General features: G+C 56.6%; 17 protein-coding genes. 1 reads left to right on the forward strand and 16 read right to left on the reverse strand.

Annotated elements, in window-relative coordinates; translation table 11 throughout:
* Positions 1-249: tryptophan synthase subunit beta (locus tag VN887_04115; protein ID HXT39190.1), on the forward strand; the 249-nt coding region annotated here is incomplete at its 5' end.
* A gap of 326 nt (positions 250-575) precedes the next feature.
* Here the strand turns inward: VN887_04115 and VN887_04120 are convergent.
* From VN887_04120 to VN887_04195, 16 genes are all read right to left on the reverse strand, one after another.
* Entirely contained in the window at positions 576-1,580 is a 1,005-nt protein-coding gene (locus VN887_04120; GenBank protein ID HXT39191.1) for an aspartate-semialdehyde dehydrogenase, read from the reverse strand.
* A gap of 540 nt (positions 1,581-2,120) precedes the next feature.
* Positions 2,121-3,002, reverse strand: coding sequence for an RNA methyltransferase (locus VN887_04125; GenBank protein ID HXT39192.1), 882 nt, complete (start codon positions 3,000-3,002; stop codon positions 2,121-2,123).
* Positions 3,003-3,290: 288 nt separating this feature from the next.
* Complete coding sequence (rfbB, locus tag VN887_04130; protein ID HXT39193.1) at positions 3,291-4,361, reverse strand: dTDP-glucose 4,6-dehydratase; 1,071 nt, start codon at positions 4,359-4,361, stop codon at positions 3,291-3,293.
* Between the two features lie 357 nt (positions 4,362-4,718).
* Positions 4,719-5,324: a hypothetical protein gene (locus VN887_04135; GenBank protein HXT39194.1), complete on the reverse strand. Its 606-nt coding sequence runs from the start codon at positions 5,322-5,324 to the stop codon at positions 4,719-4,721.
* Between the two features lie 71 nt (positions 5,325-5,395).
* Entirely contained in the window at positions 5,396-8,506 is a 3,111-nt protein-coding gene (locus VN887_04140) for a PQQ-dependent sugar dehydrogenase (protein HXT39195.1), read from the reverse strand.
* Between the two features lie 280 nt (positions 8,507-8,786).
* Positions 8,787-9,896: a DegT/DnrJ/EryC1/StrS family aminotransferase gene (locus VN887_04145; protein HXT39196.1), complete on the reverse strand. Its 1,110-nt coding sequence runs from the start codon at positions 9,894-9,896 to the stop codon at positions 8,787-8,789.
* Positions 9,893-10,309, reverse strand: a complete 417-nt coding sequence (locus VN887_04150) for an FdtA/QdtA family cupin domain-containing protein (protein HXT39197.1) — start codon at positions 10,307-10,309, stop codon at positions 9,893-9,895. Before VN887_04150 ends, VN887_04145 begins: the two co-directional genes overlap by 4 nt.
* Before the next feature lie 8 nt (positions 10,310-10,317).
* Positions 10,318-10,947 (reverse strand): GNAT family protein, encoded by a 630-nt coding sequence (locus VN887_04155; protein HXT39198.1) that lies wholly within the window; start codon positions 10,945-10,947, stop codon positions 10,318-10,320.
* 116 nt (positions 10,948-11,063) lie between these two features.
* Positions 11,064-11,294, reverse strand: coding sequence for an acyl carrier protein (locus VN887_04160; GenBank protein ID HXT39199.1), 231 nt, complete (start codon positions 11,292-11,294; stop codon positions 11,064-11,066).
* 19 nt (positions 11,295-11,313) lie between these two features.
* Positions 11,314-12,156 carry a formyltransferase family protein gene (locus VN887_04165; GenBank protein HXT39200.1) on the reverse strand — a complete coding sequence of 281 codons (843 nt, stop codon included), beginning with the start codon at positions 12,154-12,156 and terminating at the stop codon, positions 11,314-11,316.
* Between the two features lie 19 nt (positions 12,157-12,175).
* Positions 12,176-13,702 (reverse strand): amino acid adenylation domain-containing protein, encoded by a 1,527-nt coding sequence (locus VN887_04170; protein ID HXT39201.1) that lies wholly within the window; start codon positions 13,700-13,702, stop codon positions 12,176-12,178.
* Positions 13,703-13,758: 56 nt separating this feature from the next.
* A complete protein-coding gene (locus VN887_04175) occupies positions 13,759-14,040 on the reverse strand; it encodes an acyl carrier protein (GenBank protein ID HXT39202.1) in 282 nt (93 codons plus the stop codon).
* A gap of 70 nt (positions 14,041-14,110) precedes the next feature.
* Entirely contained in the window at positions 14,111-15,103 is a 993-nt protein-coding gene (gene nadE / locus VN887_04180; protein HXT39203.1) for an NAD(+) synthase, read from the reverse strand.
* A complete protein-coding gene (gene asnB / locus VN887_04185; protein HXT39204.1) occupies positions 15,090-17,114 on the reverse strand; it encodes an asparagine synthase (glutamine-hydrolyzing) in 2,025 nt (674 codons plus the stop codon). The genes nadE and asnB overlap by 14 nt, the downstream gene beginning before the upstream one ends.
* Positions 17,114-18,649: an AMP-binding protein gene (locus tag VN887_04190; GenBank protein ID HXT39205.1), complete on the reverse strand. Its 1,536-nt coding sequence runs from the start codon at positions 18,647-18,649 to the stop codon at positions 17,114-17,116. Before VN887_04190 ends, asnB begins: the two co-directional genes overlap by 1 nt.
* A gap of 2 nt (positions 18,650-18,651) precedes the next feature.
* Positions 18,652-18,869 (reverse strand): hypothetical protein (locus VN887_04195; GenBank protein HXT39206.1); only part of this gene is annotated, 218 nt, incomplete at its 5' end.

Raw genomic sequence — 18,869 nt, forward strand, 5'->3', positions numbered from 1 at the left:
TTGCTGCACGACCAGAAGCGGGTCGATTACACCTACGCGACCGATGACAAGGCGTTGGAGGCGTTCATGAAGCTGGCGCGGCTCGAAGGGATCATTCCCGCACTCGAAAGCGCGCACGCGATTGCCGAAGTCATCCAACGGGCGCCGAAGCTGGGCAGGGACAAGCTCATCATCGTGAATCTCTCCGGTCGCGGCGACAAAGACGTGGCGCAGGTGGCGGACAAGGTGCGCTTGCAAATGCCGAAGTGAATTGATCGTAGATTATCCGCTCCCCGATTCCCCGTAAGGGCGCCATGCTGGCGCCATCAACCGTGATAAATCGACGCTACAAAGCTACGATACCGTTGAGCGCAACCTTCCCTTCCGGAAAAGGATTCGCGTCACGGCTTCAGCCGTCATGAACCGAAGCCGGCGGAACCAGTCTCGCTGGAAACCCTGTTGCGCGTGCCGGATGTGTTGCAGACGGGCGAGAAACCGGCGGACGCCGAATCCGTCCTTGCCTGTAACCAAGCGCGGACAAAAAAAATCAGGGGCCGCGTCGCCGCGAACCCTGATTTGAATGGCAATGGGTTGAACTAATCGAGTAACTCTTCCGCGATCTGCACGGCGTTTAACGCCGCGCCTTTGAGCAGTTGATCACCAGAAACCCAGAAGCAAAGCCCGTTGTCGAGGGCGCAATCCGAACGGATGCGGCCCACCTGACAGTTGTATTTCTCCGCGGTGTAGAGAGGCATCGGATACTCCTTCTTCTCGGGGTCGTCCACGACGTCCAGCCCGGGCGCCTTGCTCAGCACGTCGCGCGCGGCTCCGACCGTCACCGCCTTTTCAAATTCGGCGCTGACAGCCACTGAATGCGCGCGATAGACCGGTACGCGAACACAGGTCACGCTCGCGCGGAACGCCGGATGATGCATGATCTTCCGCCCTTCGTTCTCCATTTTCATCTCTTCCTTCGTGTAACCCGAAGGCAGGAATGAATCGACCTGGGGCAGCACGTTGAACGCGATCTGATGCGGATACACTTCTTTCGTCACCGGTTTGCCGGAAACGATTTGCCCCACCTGACGTTCCAGTTCCTCAATCGCTTTCGCGCCGGTGCCGGACACCGCCTGGTAACTCGACGCAAAAATCCGGCGCACGTTGAACGCCCGATGGAGCGGATAGAGCGCCATCAAGGTGATGGCCGTGGTGCAGTTGGGATTGGCGATAATACCCTTGTGAAACTCCACATCGCCGGCGTTGATTTCAGGAATGACCAGCGGCACGGAGTCATCCATGCGGAACGCGCTCGAGTTGTCGATGACCACGCAACCGGCCCTGGCGGCACCGGGCGCGAACTCCTTTGAGATGCCACCGCCGGCGCTGAACAATGCGATGTCAATGCCGTTGAAAGAATCTTTCGTCAGTTCCTTCACTGAGGTTTCTTCGTCACGAAACTTGAGTTTCTTGCCAGCCGAACGGGCGGAGGCGAGCAACGTCAATTTGCCCACGGGAAATTTGCGTTTCTCCAGCGTTTTGATCATCTCGACGCCGACGGCACCCGTCGCGCCAACTACTGCCACATGCGGACTCATGTTCATAAAAAGGGGAGGCAATATAGCGACACGCCAATGCCTGTCAAACGTCCTGAAAGTGGCCTAAAGCCGCGGAAGAATAGGACGGAGACACGGGGACCGAATAAAAAAACGGAAGCTTCTAGAAAAAACCTTCACTCAATCCTTGGCAGTTGAACCCTTATAGGAGGCGACGCTATCTGTATACTGTCTATTTGCGCCATAAGAGTCGAAAGATCCCGGCTACGATGAAACCAACGATAACAAGAAATACAGAAGCTTGAATAACCTTGGCCTTAGAATGAGACCTCACTCCATTCAAAAACACGCGGATACCGACCGCGTTGACGTAAATCACCAAAAGCACAATCACTACTGGAAGCAGATACATCGACCATACGGCAATTATCTCGATCATGCGAGGGATTCGAAGGCCGCAAATACTGAATAAGAGGAATGGCAACACCAATGCGATAAACGCCATGGCGGACAACTTCACAGACAGTCTTAGTGTCTTCATGATGTGCGAAGTCGCCTAACTAGACTTACGCCAAAACTGGGTTTGCCCTAGCCCGGTTCGTTGGAACGTGATTTTACGCCTGTATCGGAGTGTTTGGCAATGGAAGGTTTGTCCAGGTATTTGCCACGCTGCCGGTTCGCTTCATAAAAAAACACCGCTGCCGCGTTCCCAACGTTGAGTGAATCGACGCCCGAATTCATAGGGATCGCGACAGCTTCGTCACACGCGGCCAGTACTTCGTCCGAAATGCCACAGCCTTCACTTCCAAACACGAGGCAACAGTCCGAGGTGAGATCAGCCCGTGGCAGCGAGTGCCTGTCGGTGTGCGGATGCGCAGCAATGCAGCGCACGCTGCTGGCGCGCAGTTCGCCCAGCGCTTTGGGAAGGTCAAGCTGCTCCACCACGGGCAGCCGGAAGACGGCGCCCATCGAACTCCGCACCGCGCGCCGAAGAAACGGACTTGCTGACGTGCTGCCGACGAACAGCGCCTGAACGCCAAACGCCGCGCAATTGCGCGCCACCACGCCAACGTTTTCCGCGTTGGAAAGCCCTTCGATTGCGGCGAACAAGCCGGACCGCGCGCGGCGTTGCAACACCGAGTGCAGCGTGTGCGGCACGGGAACTTTGCCAACCGCCAGTACGCCCTGGAACATCGAGAATCCGGTCAGCCTTTCGAGAACTTTCTTTTCGGCGAGGTAAACGCGAGCCTCCTTCGCCCGCGTGCGAATCAACGGTTCATATTCGACAAACCATTTTTCCGGCAGCAGCAGCGAGACAACCACAAATTCGCTTTCGAGCAGGCGGCGCACGACCTTTTCACCTTCGGCGACAAAAATTCCCTGCTGACGATGCTCCAACTGGCGGCGCATCGTCCGGTACGGCGCCAGTTCGGGCTGATCCAGAGAGTCAACCTTTTGAACGCGCAACATGGTTTCCAGACCTGAAATCCTACGAAGCATCAACGGAAATCGTTTGCCGAAGCGTCAATCGCTTTTCGGCCTGTCGCGGATTTGCCCGTCAGGTTTACTCCGTGATGAGAACGTGCGAACGAACATTGAAAGGGGGAAGCCCGCGCTTACGCACGGAAAGAAGCAGATCGAAGCTGAAACGAAGAGTCTGCCCACGGCCGAAAGGGTTGTTCCGGGATCTTGCGCTCCCGCAAGGTCAATGTTGGTAGAATATCTTTTGCCGCTTGCAGTCCAGCGCACTTTTACGGGTCAACGACTCGTGCTCGCGGTTGGCGCACTGCGCGGAATCGCGCTCGGAGCGGGAGGGTGCCGCCTGGCCGTGACCGTCTCGATCCACTTCTGATTCTTCAAGTACCAATCCACAGTCAACTTCAACCCAGACGCGAAATCATGCCGGGGTATCCACCCCAGTTCGCGGTGGATTTTCGTTGCGTCAATGGCGTACCGGCGGTCGTGGCCCGGACGATCCTTCACGAACGTGATCAGCTTCCGCGAATTTCCGCCCGCCGCCGGTTTCAATTCGTCAACCAGATCGCAAATCTGTTCGACGATCCGGAGGTTCGGCCATTCGTTGTTGCCTCCGATATTGTAGGTTTGGCCCGGTGCGCCCTTGCGGAACGCGCACCACAAGGCTTCCGCGTGATCGAGAACGAACAGCCAGTCGCGGACGTTCATGCCATCCCCGTAAACCGGGATGGATCTGCGATGGATTGCGCTCTGAATGACAACTGGAATGAGTTTCTCGGGAAACTGGTAGGGACCATAGTTATTCGAACAGTTCGTGATGACCGCTGGCAGTCCGTAGGTGTGATAGTACGCCCGAACAAGCATGTCAGATGAGGCTTTGCTGGCTGAATATGGCGAGTTTGGCGCGTACGGAGTTTCCTCGGTAAATTTGCCGGTGGGACCGAGACTTCCATACACTTCGTCCGTGGAGACGTGGTGAAACCGGCGATCGCTGAAATTTCCAGCCCAAAACGTCCTGCACGCCTCCAGCAAATGAAAGGTGCCGACCACATTGGTCTGGACGAAATCGTCCGGCCCTACGATCGAGCGGTCCACATGCGACTCCGCAGCCAGGTGCATGACGTGAGTAACGGCGTGCCGTCGGACCACGCTTTCGACGGCAGCCTTCTCGCGCAAATCAACCCGCTCGAACGCATACTTCGGGTGACTTTCGAAATCGCGCAGGTTCTCCAGATGGCCTGCGTATGTCAGACAATCGAGGTTGACCAACCGTGTCACGCCAGGCTCGTCGATGATGTGCCGTATCAAGTTTGAGCCAATAAATCCGGCGCCGCCCGTTACCAGTAAATTCATTGAATAATTCCTTCCGATCTTGTTCGCCGCTTCTCGCCTGGTTAGCTTGCTCACGCGGAGCGACGTCAGCAGTCCCTGGCTTCGGCAGTTCAATGTAAGTCAACCATCACAATTCCAGCCAGCGCCACGATCCAGAGAGAGCGCAGTTGGTCGCGTTCACCGCGTTGCTGGTCGAAGACCTTCTCTCAAGGCGCGGTGCCCTTGTTCCAACACGAGAGCAATCGGGAAATCAAGCGCGCGCCTTGAATCACTCAAACCCGGTTCCACGATTTTTGTTTGAAGCAGGTTTGTCACGCGAAGAAATTGGAGAAGCAGTTTGAAAGTGGTCAACTCCCGCCACCTCCGTTCGAGTGGGGTTCAGGAGGTGCGGGTGCGGTGGAGCAAGAGTCCCCCGAGCAACAATCCCAGTCCCACCACCGTCGCCGACGCCGGCTCCGGCACCACCGTGATCGTCCCGTCCGTGATCGTCGCCCCCAGCCCCGCAAAGTCCGTCGCCCCTTCCTGCGTGTTCCCCAGCGCAAAACTCCAGCTCCCACCAAACCACCCGCTCGTGTCCACCGTCACCACCGCCAGCAACCCGCTCGCATTCACCGTCCCGCTCCCCGTCGTCAGGCTCTCCGACCACACCTGCGGATCGGAGCGGATCGGCAACCGCGCCCCGCTGTTGTTCGCGAAAAATATCGTCGGGTTTGACGCCGTCCCCAGCAGATCCAGCCCCGTGATGTTCGGACCATCAACACTCCCTCCCGTCGGATAACCATCGGCCACCTGCACGTTGAAGTTCAATCCCTGCACCGCCGTCCCCCCGCTGACCATGATCGAGAGGGTCTGCCCCGGTGTGTTCGGCAGCAGCGTATAGTCCCCCACATCGATGACGATCTGTCCCAAGGCCCGGCCCCCGAGCAGCCCGCAGGCAATCAACCCGCCCAGCCTGCCCCACCTGTTCATCATGTTCAATTTCATTGCCGCACGTCTGCTCACCAGGCTCTTTGCCTGGATTCCCAGTGAATCGTTCTTTGTTGTTAATTGCAAGGCTATTGTGACACGATCCGGTAAAACTGTGCCGCCACTCCAGCCTGCTTCTTCACCTCGAATTCATACAGGTTGTTCGACAACTGGTTGAGCAAAGGTTCAGGGGACACCTCCTGCCACACCGCCTGCCCCACCTCCGCCGCCGACTGCAGCCGGTAAAGCCCCCCGTTCAACCCCGAAAATTGCACCTTCAGTGTGTCGTTGCCCGCCACGGCGATCGATCGTATCCTCAGCACCGGCGCCGCGACCGAGGACTGCAACCGCAACGGGCTCGAAGCTCCCCCGCCCCCGGCCACCCCCGGCACGCTGATCAACTGCAATGCCGTCAGCGAGGACGTCGGATTGTTCCGCGCGATGATTTCGTCCGTCGCGTTCACCTTCCCGTCCCGGTTGTAGTCATACGCAAAATCCACCGGCGCCTGCCCCAGCGCCCGCGGGTTGTTCCGCGCCAGAATCTCGTCCGTCGCGTTGACCCGCGCATCCGTCGTCGAATTGCCGCTCTCCCCCACCGCGTTGCCAAAATAAAACACATCCGGACTGCTCAGCCCCGTCGCCGCCGTCGCCAGCACCGTCACCTGCAGCCACTGCTTCTGGATCGCGTTGTCCGCCCAGATGATCGTCACCCGGTCCGAACCCCCGCTCCCCGCCCCCGAACGCACCGTCACACTCAGCGGCGCCGGCGCCGGCGCCCAGCCCCCGGGATTGTTGTCGTTGCCCACCCGGAACGTGAAATCACCCGCCCCCGGAACCCCCGGCAGCAGCGTGATATCCACCATGATCCCGTTGATCCCACGGCTGTAACTGGTGTAATTGCTAAAACTCCCCGTCTGCCCCCCCAACAACGCCACCTTGTCCGTCGCAATCGCCCCGTCATCCGCCCCGTTCGCCCCCGCGTCATTCCCATCAAAAATCGAGCCGTTGTAAAATATGTGGCGATCGGCCACGCTGGCGTCGTTCGAAATCCAAAGGCCAAGCAGAGTAATGGCATCCGCATTCAGCACTGTCGTGTCGATGGGAGGCATGTGGTTCGCTCCGAGGCCGGCCACCCGTAAGTACAAAACCGAGCTGTCAAGTGAACCGGGAACAACCACTCGATTATTGGGATCGCCCAGGTCATTGATTAGCGCGCCGTTGATTATTCCGGCATTGGTGAGCGGCGTCGTTATCCGTGCGTCCCAATTACCGAGACCGCCGCCGCCGGGCTGGTGGCACTGGGCGCAATTAGCGTGCAGGTAGGAACGGGTCCGATATTCCAACGAATAGCCGGCATTGGTCGCACCAACCAATGCCGTGAGAGTGCTCACATCGGATACGTTGGTTCGGAAATAACCCGCCTGGCTCAATGCAAGGATCTGATTGGTCGTGATTCCGCCGTAATCCGTATCACGATTCATCTGCGGGGTGTTGAACCCCAGCGCGAAGCCGCCCGCGGATGTATGGCACCGCAGACACTCATTGCGCGCGGGGTAATGCCAGATCTGGGTGCGCACGATGCCTCCATCCTGAATCGCAAACGACTCGTCCATACCTTCTTCCGGTACCAGCACCGCGTTGGTCGTCGAATCACCCCAGCGATACGTCACTCCGTAAACTCCGTTGGTATTACGGACTATAAATCGCGTCTCTATTCGTTTTGTCGACTCCGGAACGCCGTTGGTCATCTCCAACTCAAAGTGTTTGATCCAGACGGCCCCGGTCGGAAACGTCCAGTTGCCGGTCGGATTAAAATCAATGAACTGGTTGGTGTCGGGGATCGAAAACCAACGACTTTTATTCGCGTGATCCGACCAGAATGGGACGTTGATCGAGTACGGAACGATGCCGGTGTAGGGCGTGAACGAAGACAGGTCGGAAAACGCTCCGGTGTCCGCCAGGGTTGGTGGCAACGGCGCACCGGAAACGAGGTTCGTATTATACACCAGGCGCTTCAGGGTGGCCGCGCCCTGGTCGGCCAGAAGGACGTCTCCGTTGCGCGGATCAATGCCGAACGCGGAGACGCCCGGATTAACCGTCAACAGGCTCCAAGAAGTAGCGTTAGTGCCGTCGTAACGCAGCGACCAGATGTTTCCGCTGACATAGTCGCCAAAAACATAGGCACCCGTCAGTTGCGAGATACGGTCGCCATGATAGACGACACCGCCAATGACGCAACTGCCTTGGTTGGTTCCCGGGCCGTGATCGTATTGAAGTATGGGATCAAGAGGGGAAAAACCAAGCGGCGGTATTCCAGTGAAAGGACGCGTTCCCTCGTAATAGTTCCAACCATAGTTGCCGCCTTTGGCAATTACGTCGATCTCTTCGGTCTTATCCTGGCCCACATCGCCGCAATAAAGCCGGCCGTTCGCTGAATCGAATGAAACGCGCCACGGATTTCGCAGCCCGACCGCCCAAAACTCTGTACGCACCCGGTTCGGATCCACCGGCGACCCGTTAAAGTCGGTGCTTCCAACAAACGGATTGTCAGGCGGGATGGCGTAGTTGACGGTTCCGGTGGCGTTGTTGGTGTTCGCGGGATGCGGATTTGCCGGCAAACTGTCGAACCGCAGGTCCACATCAATCCGCAGAATCCCTGAAAAGAAATTCAAATCGATGCGCTGGCAGTTGCCGTATTCACCGCCCGACCCGCCTTCATCACCCAAAGAAACGTAAAGGTAACCGTCCGCGCCGAACTGAAGATCGCCGGCATTGTGGTTGTCCGCGCGATCAAACTGACTGATCAGAATCGTCTCGGAGTTGGCGTCGCCAAGGTTCGGGTCATTAGTTGAACACTGAAAGCGGGATAATCGGTCGTTCAAACCATTGTCGTTGCTATTCCAAGACGTGTAAAAAAGGTAAAAGTATCCGTTTGTAGCGTAGCCAGGATGGAACGCCAGACCCAGGAGACCGCGTTCGCCAGCCGGCTGATCGCTTATGACCTGGCTCGAAATATCCAGGAACACGGAACGGTCCGGGCTCGCAAGATTGGTGATGACACTCACGACGCCGCGCTGTTCGACAACAAAAAGACGGTTGGTCTCACCGGGCGCGCTGACAATCGCCACCGGATTGGTAAACCCAACGCTTCCGAAGGCTTTGACGGTGGAGTAGCCGTATACCGGCGGCAACGACGGCATCTGCAAGGTCGTGTTCGCGACTCTCCCAACCGGTTGAGCTGATGCGCAGAGGATCCACCCGCATGTCAATCCAATCCCACATTGGCCAATAAGACGGAAGATCATGCGTACGCAAGAGGCCGAAAGCGCGGGTAGTGGCTCAGTTTGAGTTAATTGGTTTCTGAACTCGAATTTGAGCGACTGTAAGCAAGACCCGGCATTCACGCCACGGGGGGAGACACCCCACGGCAGGCACCGGAGATAAAAAACGCACCACCACCAAAGCGCCGAACGCCCATTATCAGAGGCTTTTCACCGCGCTGCTCACCGAGTCGATCACCAGGCTGGATTGAGACTCTGTAAGGTGCGGTCCGATCGGCAGGCTCAACACAGTGCCCGCCAGATCCTCCGCAAGCGGATAAGCCCCTCTCGCCATGCCCGCGTCCGCGTACGCGCCAGACAGATGCGGTGGTACCGGATAATGAATCAAGGTGCCAACGCCGGCTTCAGCAAGCCTCCGTTGCAACGTATCGCGTTTCGGGTGCCTGACGACGAATACATGCCAGGCGGGTTCCGCCCAGGTCGGAACAAACGGCAGATTCAAATCCGCCCGCCCACCGAACCGATCCAGATACTTTTGGGCGATCCGGGTGCGGCGCATGTTCCATTCGTCCAGCTTGTTTAATTTCACGCGCAGCAATGCGGCCTGCAACTCGTCCAGTCGTGAGTTGTAACCTTTGAGTTCGTTGTAATACTTCTTCTTCGACCCGTAGTTGCGCAACATGTGAATCTTGTCAGCAAGTGTGGGGTCATCCGTCGTGACCGCTCCGGCATCCCCAAAAGCACCTAGGTTTTTGCTCGGGTAAAAACTGTTCCCCGCTGCATCGGCGAGCGAACCTGTGCGACGGCCCTTGTATCGCGCCCCCTGCGCCTGCGCGTTGTCCTCGATGACCTTCAATCCTCGTTTGCGCGCAATCTGCACAATCGGGTCCATGTCCGCCGGCTGCCCGTACAAATGCACGGGCATGACGGCCCTCGTTCTGGGAGTAATGGCCGCTTCGATCCGCTCGGGATCAATGTTGAACGTCCGGGGATCGGGTTCGACAGGGACCGGTGTCGCGCCCGCATACGAAACGGCGAGCCAGGTTGCGATATACGTGTTCGACGGAACAATGACCTCGTCGCCCTCGCCGATTTCATAAGCACGGAGGATCAGATGCAGTGCCTCAAGGCCGTTCCCGACGCCCACGCAGTATTTGACACCACAATAGTCTGCGAATTCCTGTTCAAACGTCTCGACTTCCTTGCCCAGAACGTACCAGGCCGAGCGCATAAAACGACGATACGCCTCGTCGAGCTCTGCCTTGAGTTCTTCGTACGGCCCGACAAAGTCGAGAAACGGAACGTTCAAGCGGTCATTCCCCCCATCGCGCGCAGATACTCCCGGTAATCGCGGAAATAATCCTTCTCATCATAAGTCTCGGACGCAAGCACCAGACACACAGAGCCGGAGGAGAAGTTGTCGATCTCTCGCCAGAACATTGGCGGCAGGTGCAGACCATAATACGAACGATTCAATTGAAATCGTTCCTTCTCCTTGCCGTCATATACCGTCACGTCAAAACTGCCGGACATTGCGATCAGGAACTGGTGACACTTCTTAAGCGCGTGCCCGGCACGATCCGCCCCGCCAGGGACATCGTACAGATAAAAGACCCGCTTGAACGCGAAGGGCACGTGCCGCTCGCCCTCGAGAAAGGTCAAATTGCCACGCGCGTCCGAAATCTTCGGCAGTTCAATGATGCGGCAACGGTTGGTTTCCATAAAAAGTGTCAATTCGGTGTTCTCCACGGATCACGCGGTTTCGCGCCCTGTCGATGTGCCCGCTCCCAATCCCGAATCTGAGCCTCCGCGAGCCGGGCCACTGGCAGCAGGCGCTCACGCGCCTCCCGCCAATCAGCGGCACTGAGGGCCAGATGTACCATGTCCACTGCCTGGCTGCCAATTATCCGCGCGGCCCGCTCGATCCTGACCTGTTTGTAACCCATCTTCTGGTTGAGCGACAGGACCGGGCGGTTGCTGGCCACGGTTGTTCCGTGCAGTCGGGCGATGCCCAGAGTGTCAAACACCAGATCGAGCCCTACAATCGCGCTTGGAGATGCCGCAGGCACCCCGGGGCGGATAACCCAACGTCCCGACTCCGCGGTCCTTCCTGATATGTCGTAGATCCCATAGGTTCCGACCGGAGTGCCGGCGAGTGTCTCGACAATGAAATAATAATCGCCTTCGCGTTCAAAGTAAGCATCCAGCCAGGCTTTCTGACTCGTCACGTCCACCGCCGAGTCCCCGATGTTGCCCTTCGCATGATCCAAATTCCGAAGCCACACAATAAAGGCCGCGTCCGCTTCCTGGACCGGCCGAAGGCGCACGCCAAAACCCTCCCCTTGAAGCGAATGCCGCATATAACAGACTTCACGCTCCGAAGAGTCGCGAACTCGATTGCATTGGAACATCAAAATGATTGTCCGCAACCCGCACGGCCAAGTTTCTTGCTAAACGCATCTGACCTGAACACGGATCATTGCCGGACCCCGTACTTAGCCAAAAGCACCTCAATCGCATTCAGGTTCACGAAGTTCTCGGGCACGATATCCACGCCCCCGATCGAGATTCCATGAGCCTTGTCGAGCGCAGCGACCAGAGTGACCACATCAAATGAATCAAGAAGTCCGTCCGCGATGAAATCGCTGGAAGAACTGAAGTCAGATTCGGGCCTTACTTCTGAGAGGATTTCCGCAATGCTCTTCATGTTCGTCATGTCCTTCTTCCTACCGCAACATCACCTCAAGAGCCAGCCCTTCGCCGTGGGCTATCAGAGACTTGTCTCTGATCGTCAGTTTGTTGTCAATCAAACGACTATCCGGCGTCACCTGGTACCCGCCAATCGAGTAAGTGGTTCCCTCCAAAAAGACGTGCGGATCAGGGAAGACTTTGAATTTTCCGTAGTCCATTGACCTTAAGAAGGCGGACATCTTTCTAACGCTCCAACCCAAATCCAATACCCCGTCATTGGGGACATCCTTGGCCCGGTGGAGAACGCCATCTTCCTGAAGAGTGAGGCGGGTTCCTGAACACTCTCCGCGAATCAGCATTGGGATGATGCGTCCAAAAACGCCCGCTCCCACGTCCAATGTTTGGAGCGTCAACTCCAGTGCCGTCACCTGGTCACCGATTAAAATCGGCTGCTGGGCAATAACCTCCCCCGAGTCGATCTTTTTCGTAATTCGGTGCCAGGTGATTCCCGTCTCTTGATCCAACTCGAATATGGCCCACGTCGGAGCATTGCGCCCGCGGTGTCGGGGAAGGAGTGAATTGTGAAAATTAACGATGGACAGATGCGGGTTCTCAAGGACGCTGCCGGGAAACAGGTACCCATTATAGGCACTCACCACGAGTGTCGGAACCGCTAACTCCAAAAAGAAGTGTTTCAAAGCATCCTTCTCTGTAAGCAGGTGGTATTCTACATTGCTCCGGCGGCTGGCGGCTTTGAAAGGTGAGAATGCCTGATGTTCGGGCTCAATGCAGACCGGTTTTCGGCTGTGCGCGAGGCAGTGTTCGAGGCAGGCGGACGGCAGCCGGCCGGTCCCAACGATAACGATTTGCTCAACCATCGGGCTCGATTCGAAGAACTCAGGCAACACGCTCTAACAGAGCCTGCCGGTCGATCTTTCCATTCGGATTGCGCGGCAGTTGGTCCATACGATGGAACGCTGTTGGAAGCATGTATTTTGGTACAAACGCGGTCAACCGTTCGCGGATGAAGGCCGGGGACAGGTCTTGATCGCATTCGAAAAAAAGCGCGATTTCCTTCTTGGCCTGGTCATAGACAACGCAGCAGTTTCGGACGCCACTTACCTGCAGTACCGCGTGTTCAATCTCCCCGAGTTCAATCCGGTAACCGAGATGTTTGATCTGATAATCTTTGCGGCCGACAAACATGATCTCTCCTCGTCCGTTCCGGTAAACGAGATCGCCCGTCCGGTAAATCAATTCAGGGTAATGAGGATTGAGCGGATTTTGGACGAACGCCTTGGCGGTTCGCTCCGGATTATTCCAGTATCCGAGGGCGAGAGAACTGCCCCGCACGCAGAGTTCGCCCTGTTCCTCCTCCTGGGCGGGCTGATCCTGATCGTTAAGAATCAAAATGTCCGTATTGCGACACGGAAATCCGATGGGCAGCTTCTCGTCGTCCGAGAATTCGCGGTCCACAATGTAATACGTGCAGTCAACCGTGATCTCGATCGGTCCGTAAAGATTTACAAACATCGCCCCCGGCAGGTACCGGCGCCAGTAGTTGAGGTGCTTCGTTGGGAAAACTTCGCCGGCGAACAAGACCTTCGTTAATGCGCCAATTTTACGGGTTGCCAGCAAATCCTGGTTGGCAATGTTCACCATGATGGTTGGTACCCAGAAAATAAAGCTCACGGCATGGACGGACATGAATTCCAGAAGCCTCGCTGGAAATGCCGCGAGTTGCTCGGGGACAATGACCAGCGTGCTTCCCTTGGCAAGACAGAGATAAACCTCGAGCGTATAAATGTCAAAATAGAAAGGAGACAGGCTGCCGATGATTTCGCTCCCGTCCAACGCGAGCCGCGCAAATACCCAGTCCATGAAATCAATCGTGCTGCGATGGTTCAGGACCACACCCTTCTGTGTGCCAGTCGAACCCGAGGTATGAATGATGCATAGCGGATCCGTATCGATCACGCGCTCCAATCGCTCCAGCAACACCGCGTTGTCGTAGTTGTGACCCGACGCAAGCGCCTGCTCAATGAGTAAAAACCGGTCGTCCGGGATATCCAAAGCGCGCAGAGCCACCGCATGGGCCTCCGTAGTGATGATGAGGCCCGCACCAAGATTTTGAAAGATGCTTTTGAGTCTCTGCGGTGGTGATTTGACATCCAGATTGGCGTAACAGTTGCCGGTATAAAGAATACCGAGATCAGCAATGATGGTTTGGGCTCCCTTCGGCAGAAATACCGCTACAGGGCGATTGACTCCGGTGACCTTCTCAAGAATCAGCGCGGCGCAGTTCTTGGCGAGTCGTTCAATTTCCTCAAACGTATAGCGGCGGTCCTGTTCGATGACGGCCACCTTCGTTCCGCACTTGCGCAAGGCGCCTTGCTCAAAGTATTCAACGACGTTTATTTGCATGGTCCAGCAACGTGTCAAAGTCGGACTCTCAATCGGGTGGCCGCGGAAAATACCATTTACCCCTGTGCGTTGTCGGCCTGTTTGCGACGAACGAACGCGGCCAGTTTTGCCACGGAATCGAAGTTGTCCGGTGTCACGTCGTGCTGGCTGACCTTGACCCTGAAATTCTTTTGCACGAACTCCACCAGTTCAACCACGCCCAGTGAGTCAACGATGCTCTCCCGAAGAAAAGACGCATCGTCGGGATAAGCGAACCCATCCGGGCTGTAGAGGAGGTTGTTCGCGATGAATTCACGAATCGGTTGTTCAATTTGCTGGGTATCCGTTTTGTTGGTCATAAATTAATCGCTGTACTTTCGAATCCGTCCGACACGTTCAAGTTTCGTAGTGCCTCTTCACGGGATTTGATTATGTTGACACCGCTTTCGGAGCTTCCATCATCGGCGGTTGGAGCCGGAGAAACTCTGTTGTGCGTTGCTTGCGGGTGATATCATCGAACGCGCGCTGGACCTGGATCTCGGACAATCCCATCACCTTCGCGACCTCACCGATGGGCACGTTGTGGTCTAACGCGCACCACAGGAGATCAAGCGTCTCGAACGGCAACCGATAGAAAAACTCCTGCTGGTCACAAGGCGCGCTGTAGGTGTCGGTCGTCGGAGTGCGCTTTTGAATCCCCTCAATCACTCCTAAATAACGGGCCAGTTGATAGATCTGCGTTTTGAAAAGGTGCGCGATCGGCTGGATGTCCGCGCCGCCGTCTCCATATTTTACGAAGAACCCCTGTCCATGCTCGTTTTTATTGGCCGTCCCTATCACCGCATATTGCCGGGCTTCTGCGTGAAAATAAAGAGTGCTCATGCGCGAACGCTGCTTCAAATTTGACGCAGCGACAATCTCGAGCATCTCCCGCGGAGGCAACGGACGGGTTTCTTCGCGGCCATCGGGCGCGATGATGGCAACGGAAAAAACATTCAACGTGCCCGCCTCCAGCAGGTCTTGCGGCAAAACGATCTTCGCCTTGTAACCTTTGGCCGCGTCGTATTGCGGGAACACCCGGCGAATCGCATCGTCGCGCCGGCGATAGCAATCGAAACCTTCCAGCGCGTCCGTGATGTCTTCCAGGATCGGTTCCACCCCATAACTTGCGGCCAGTTCCCGCGCAAGTTTCTCGCTGATCGGATCCGAATCTTTGTCGGGCATCATCACGGCCACCACCTTTTGCGGGCCGAAAGCACGGACCGCCAGCGCCAGGACGATTGCAGAATCTATACCCCCGCTGATCCCGACCACGCCGCCGGAGCGTCTCATGGATCTACGGACGCTTTGTTGCAGAAATTCCACGATCCGGTTGGTTTCGCCTGCGGGGTCGAGGTTCAGCGCCTTTTTAGTGAATTGCATGGAGTTCTTTCTCAGTGGGTGAGTTGATCCGACACACTTTAACCGGGTCTTTCTCAGAAAGCGGCTCGGGTCGTCGGAAGTGTTTGACGAACAAGTGATGCACGAGTTGAGTGGAGACAATGCCTACCAAAGCCATGTCGTCGGTTTCTCCGATGGTCGAACCATTTTCGATTTTGCGGACCAATTGTTCGACCGGGCCGGCTTTGAACAGACCTGAATCCCTGATGGAATCTGGCGACAACAAATCACGAACGTAATCCGGCGTGGCACCATTGAAGAAACTGCGATGAATCGGAGCGCGATAGGGGCGCTTGGGGCGACGGCTGATGGCGTCGGGCAGCCATGCCTGCGCCGCCCTTTTCAGCAACCATTTTTCGCGCAGGCAGCGCAGCTTCATTCGCGCATCCAACGCGTTGCAGAATTCCACCAGCCGCACATCGAGAAACGGAAATCGTCCCTCGATGGAATGAGCCATTCCCATCCGGTCCCCTTGCGACGAGAGAAGGTACTGCGAAAGAAAAACCAGGATTTCCAGGTACTGCGCACGCGCCAGAGGCGCCCAGTGCTTGAATCCGGCGGGCAGCATGGAGGCGAGATGGTCAAAAAACCGGGCTTCATTGTCCACGGCCACATCGTCATTGAAGAATCGGCGTGTTCGACGGTTGTTGCGCCAACGCACGGCGTGAGAATACCACGGGGACCCGACTTCATCCAATCCCTCGCCGAAAAAGGCCGATAAAAATGCCTGATTGGTTTGCCCGAGCCCTCCAATGTCTGGGTAAAGCCGTTTGAACAGAAGAGGTCTCCATTTCGACTGCGGCTGCCGCGCCCAAAAGCGCCGAACTTTGGCTTCCTTGAAAAGGTCGTAGCCGGCCAGAAACTCGTCTGCCCCCTCGCCCGTCAACACGACCTTGAACCCTGTCTCGCGCACGAGCCTTGAAAGCAGAAACATCGGCGCGGGAGCGGTTCGCATCACCGGGACTTCGGTATGCCAGATGACATCCGGGAAAGTTCGCCCGATGTCGGCGTGCGTTGCGCGAATGACGTGATGATCCGTCCCCAGGCGCGCGGCCATCTCGCGCTGAAAAGGACTTTCGTCGAACTGCTGGTCACTGAAAGCGATCGAAAAAGTCACCAGTTTGTTCGACGTATGGCGTCGCACGATTGAAGCAATCGTTGAAGAATCAAGCCCACCGCTCAGATAAGCGCCCACGGGGACGTCGGCGCGTAATCTGATCCGGCAGGCGTCGATTAACAGGGCCCGAAACTCTTCGACGATCTCCTCCACCGGCTTGGCGGATTTGCTTTCGCTCGAACCGTTCGTTTCAATCGGGAAGCTGCTGTTCCAGTACTGTTCGACACGAAGCGAGTCACGATCCGCGACGAGAAAGTGGGCCGGAGGCAATTCCACAACGCCTCGGAAGACGGTGTTTGGTGTAAGCGGTGCCCAGAATCGGAAGATCTGATCAACCGTCATCGGATCAATCTCTGCACTCATCCGCCGGTCGCTGAGAATGGATTTGATCTCCGAAGCGAAAAGCAGTGTGTTTTTCGCCGTCTCGGTGTAGAACAACGGCCGCACACCCAGCCGGTCTCTGGCCAGAAACAGGCGCCGGCGCAACGTATCCCAGATCGCGATCGCAAACTGCCCGTTCAATCTGTCGAGACAGCGCGGACCGAACTCCTCAAAAAGATGAAGGATGACCTCTGTGTCAGAGGATGTCCGGAAGCGGTGCCCGCGAGTTTCCAGCTCTGCCCGCAATTCGATGTAGTTGAAGATTTCTCCGTTGAACACGATCCATAAAGATCCGTCTTCATTGGTGATCGGCTGACTGCCTCCGCTCAAATCAATGATGCTCAGGCGGGCGTTGCCAATGCCGGCCTCGCGATCCAACAGCACGCCAAATTCGTCCGGGCCGCGATGGCGCAACAGTGCGAGCATCTGCCGCAGATCGGCTTCTTCAGCCTCCTGCGCGGCCGACCGGATGAAAATGCCAGCGATGCCGCACATCAGCGTAAGTCCACCTTGCGTATCTTGCCTGACCCGGTCTTCGGGAGTTCATCGCGGAACTCCACGAAGCGCGGCACCATGAATTCTTCAAGATGCGCTTTGCAATGCGCGATTACGACCGCGCTGGTAAGACCCGCCCCGGGCGCCACAATGAAGGCCTTGATTGCCTGTCCGATGGCCGCGTCTGGAACACCGATCACCGCGGCTTCCTGCACACCTTTGATCGCGTAGAGCACGTTCTCCACTTCGCGAGGTGCAACTTTTTCACCCCTGCTTTTGATAATGTCGTCCTTGCGGCTTACAAAGTAAAAAAACCCTTCCTCGTCCGTACGGAAAAGGTCACCGCTGTAACAGACCTGCTCGCCGGGTAATGGCCCGGGACGAAATCGCTGAGATGACAATTCGGGTGCCATCCAGTAGCCCCTCATCACGTGCCGGCCTCTGACGACCAGCTCGCCTATTACTCCAGGACCAACCCGGCGGCCACCCTCGTCTTCAATCCAAAGTTCAGTTCCTGGCATGGGAATACCGGCCGACGCCGGGCGGGCATCCAGCTGCTCGGGCGGCAAATACATGGTTCTGGCAACCTCCGTCAGACCGTGCATCAAATACAACGCTGCCGCGGGAAATTTTTGCTTCAATCGTTTTACATGATTGACCGGAAGGGCCGCGGCGGCGTTGGTCAAATATCGCAGGGCGGATAGATCCCACTGCCCAAGATCCATGCCGAGAAGCGTCGAGTAGATAGTGGGAACACCTGCAAATCCTGTCACTCTCTCATCGGACATCTTTTGCAATACCATTGCAGGATAGGCGAACGACTCTTCCAGCACGAGCGTCGCGCCAACGTGAAACACCGCCATCAACTGATACAAACCATAACTGAACGAAAGGGGCAGAACATTCAGTATTACATCTGATTCCACATTTTTAAGATAGGTGACGATCGAGTTTGTAACGAATGCGACGTTACTGTGACCGCACATCACCCCTTTCGATTCACCAGTCGTACCCGAAGTGTAGATGAGGCAGGCAAGATCAAGGTCAATGTTTTCTTGCCGGGGCCGCTCGGCTGGAAAGTCAGCCTCGATTCGCTCGAACTCGATCCAGCGCGAATCCTCGGCCCGCCGCGCCAGTTTCTCACCGCAGACGATGGAACACCGGACCGAGCCCACGTCACCCCAAATGCGGTCTCCGATCCCCTGCCCGATCGCGCGATAGTCGGTAATCACGGCTGCGCTCTGGCAGTTGTTCAATATCGAAACCAGCTTGTCAGGTTTGGTGTTACGGTTGATCATCACAAAAACTGCGTCCGCCTTCAACACAGCAAAGACCGATACCACTGCCTCAAGTGAATTATTCAGGTATATCGCAACGCGATCGCCCCGGCGCACTCCTTTTTCGCGGAGCGCATTTGCCAATCTGTTGGCCGTGTCTTCCAACTGTGCATAGGTATAACGTTGCCCGCCGCAAATCAGAGCGACCTTCGTCGGACGATTGTCCGCGCACCTTTGCAGAAATTCCTGGACTTGCATTCTTAAACCGATAATGAAGTCAAAATAAGCGCCTGATGCACGTTCGGGCCACGGGTGGCGCAGCGCGTTTGACTGTTTGAATTATACAACATCACGTAGTTTTTGCCGCCGAGAATCACGAGTCTCTCCTTCACCGACTCGGATTTGGTCCTGCGGAATGGGCGGAGTTGTGTCCAGAGAATCTGATCGCGCCTGAACATTAACGGGCACGAACTTCTTC

It is taken from the genome of Candidatus Angelobacter sp., from assembly GCA_035607015.1.
GTDB lineage: Bacteria > Verrucomicrobiota > Verrucomicrobiia > Limisphaerales > AV2 > AV2.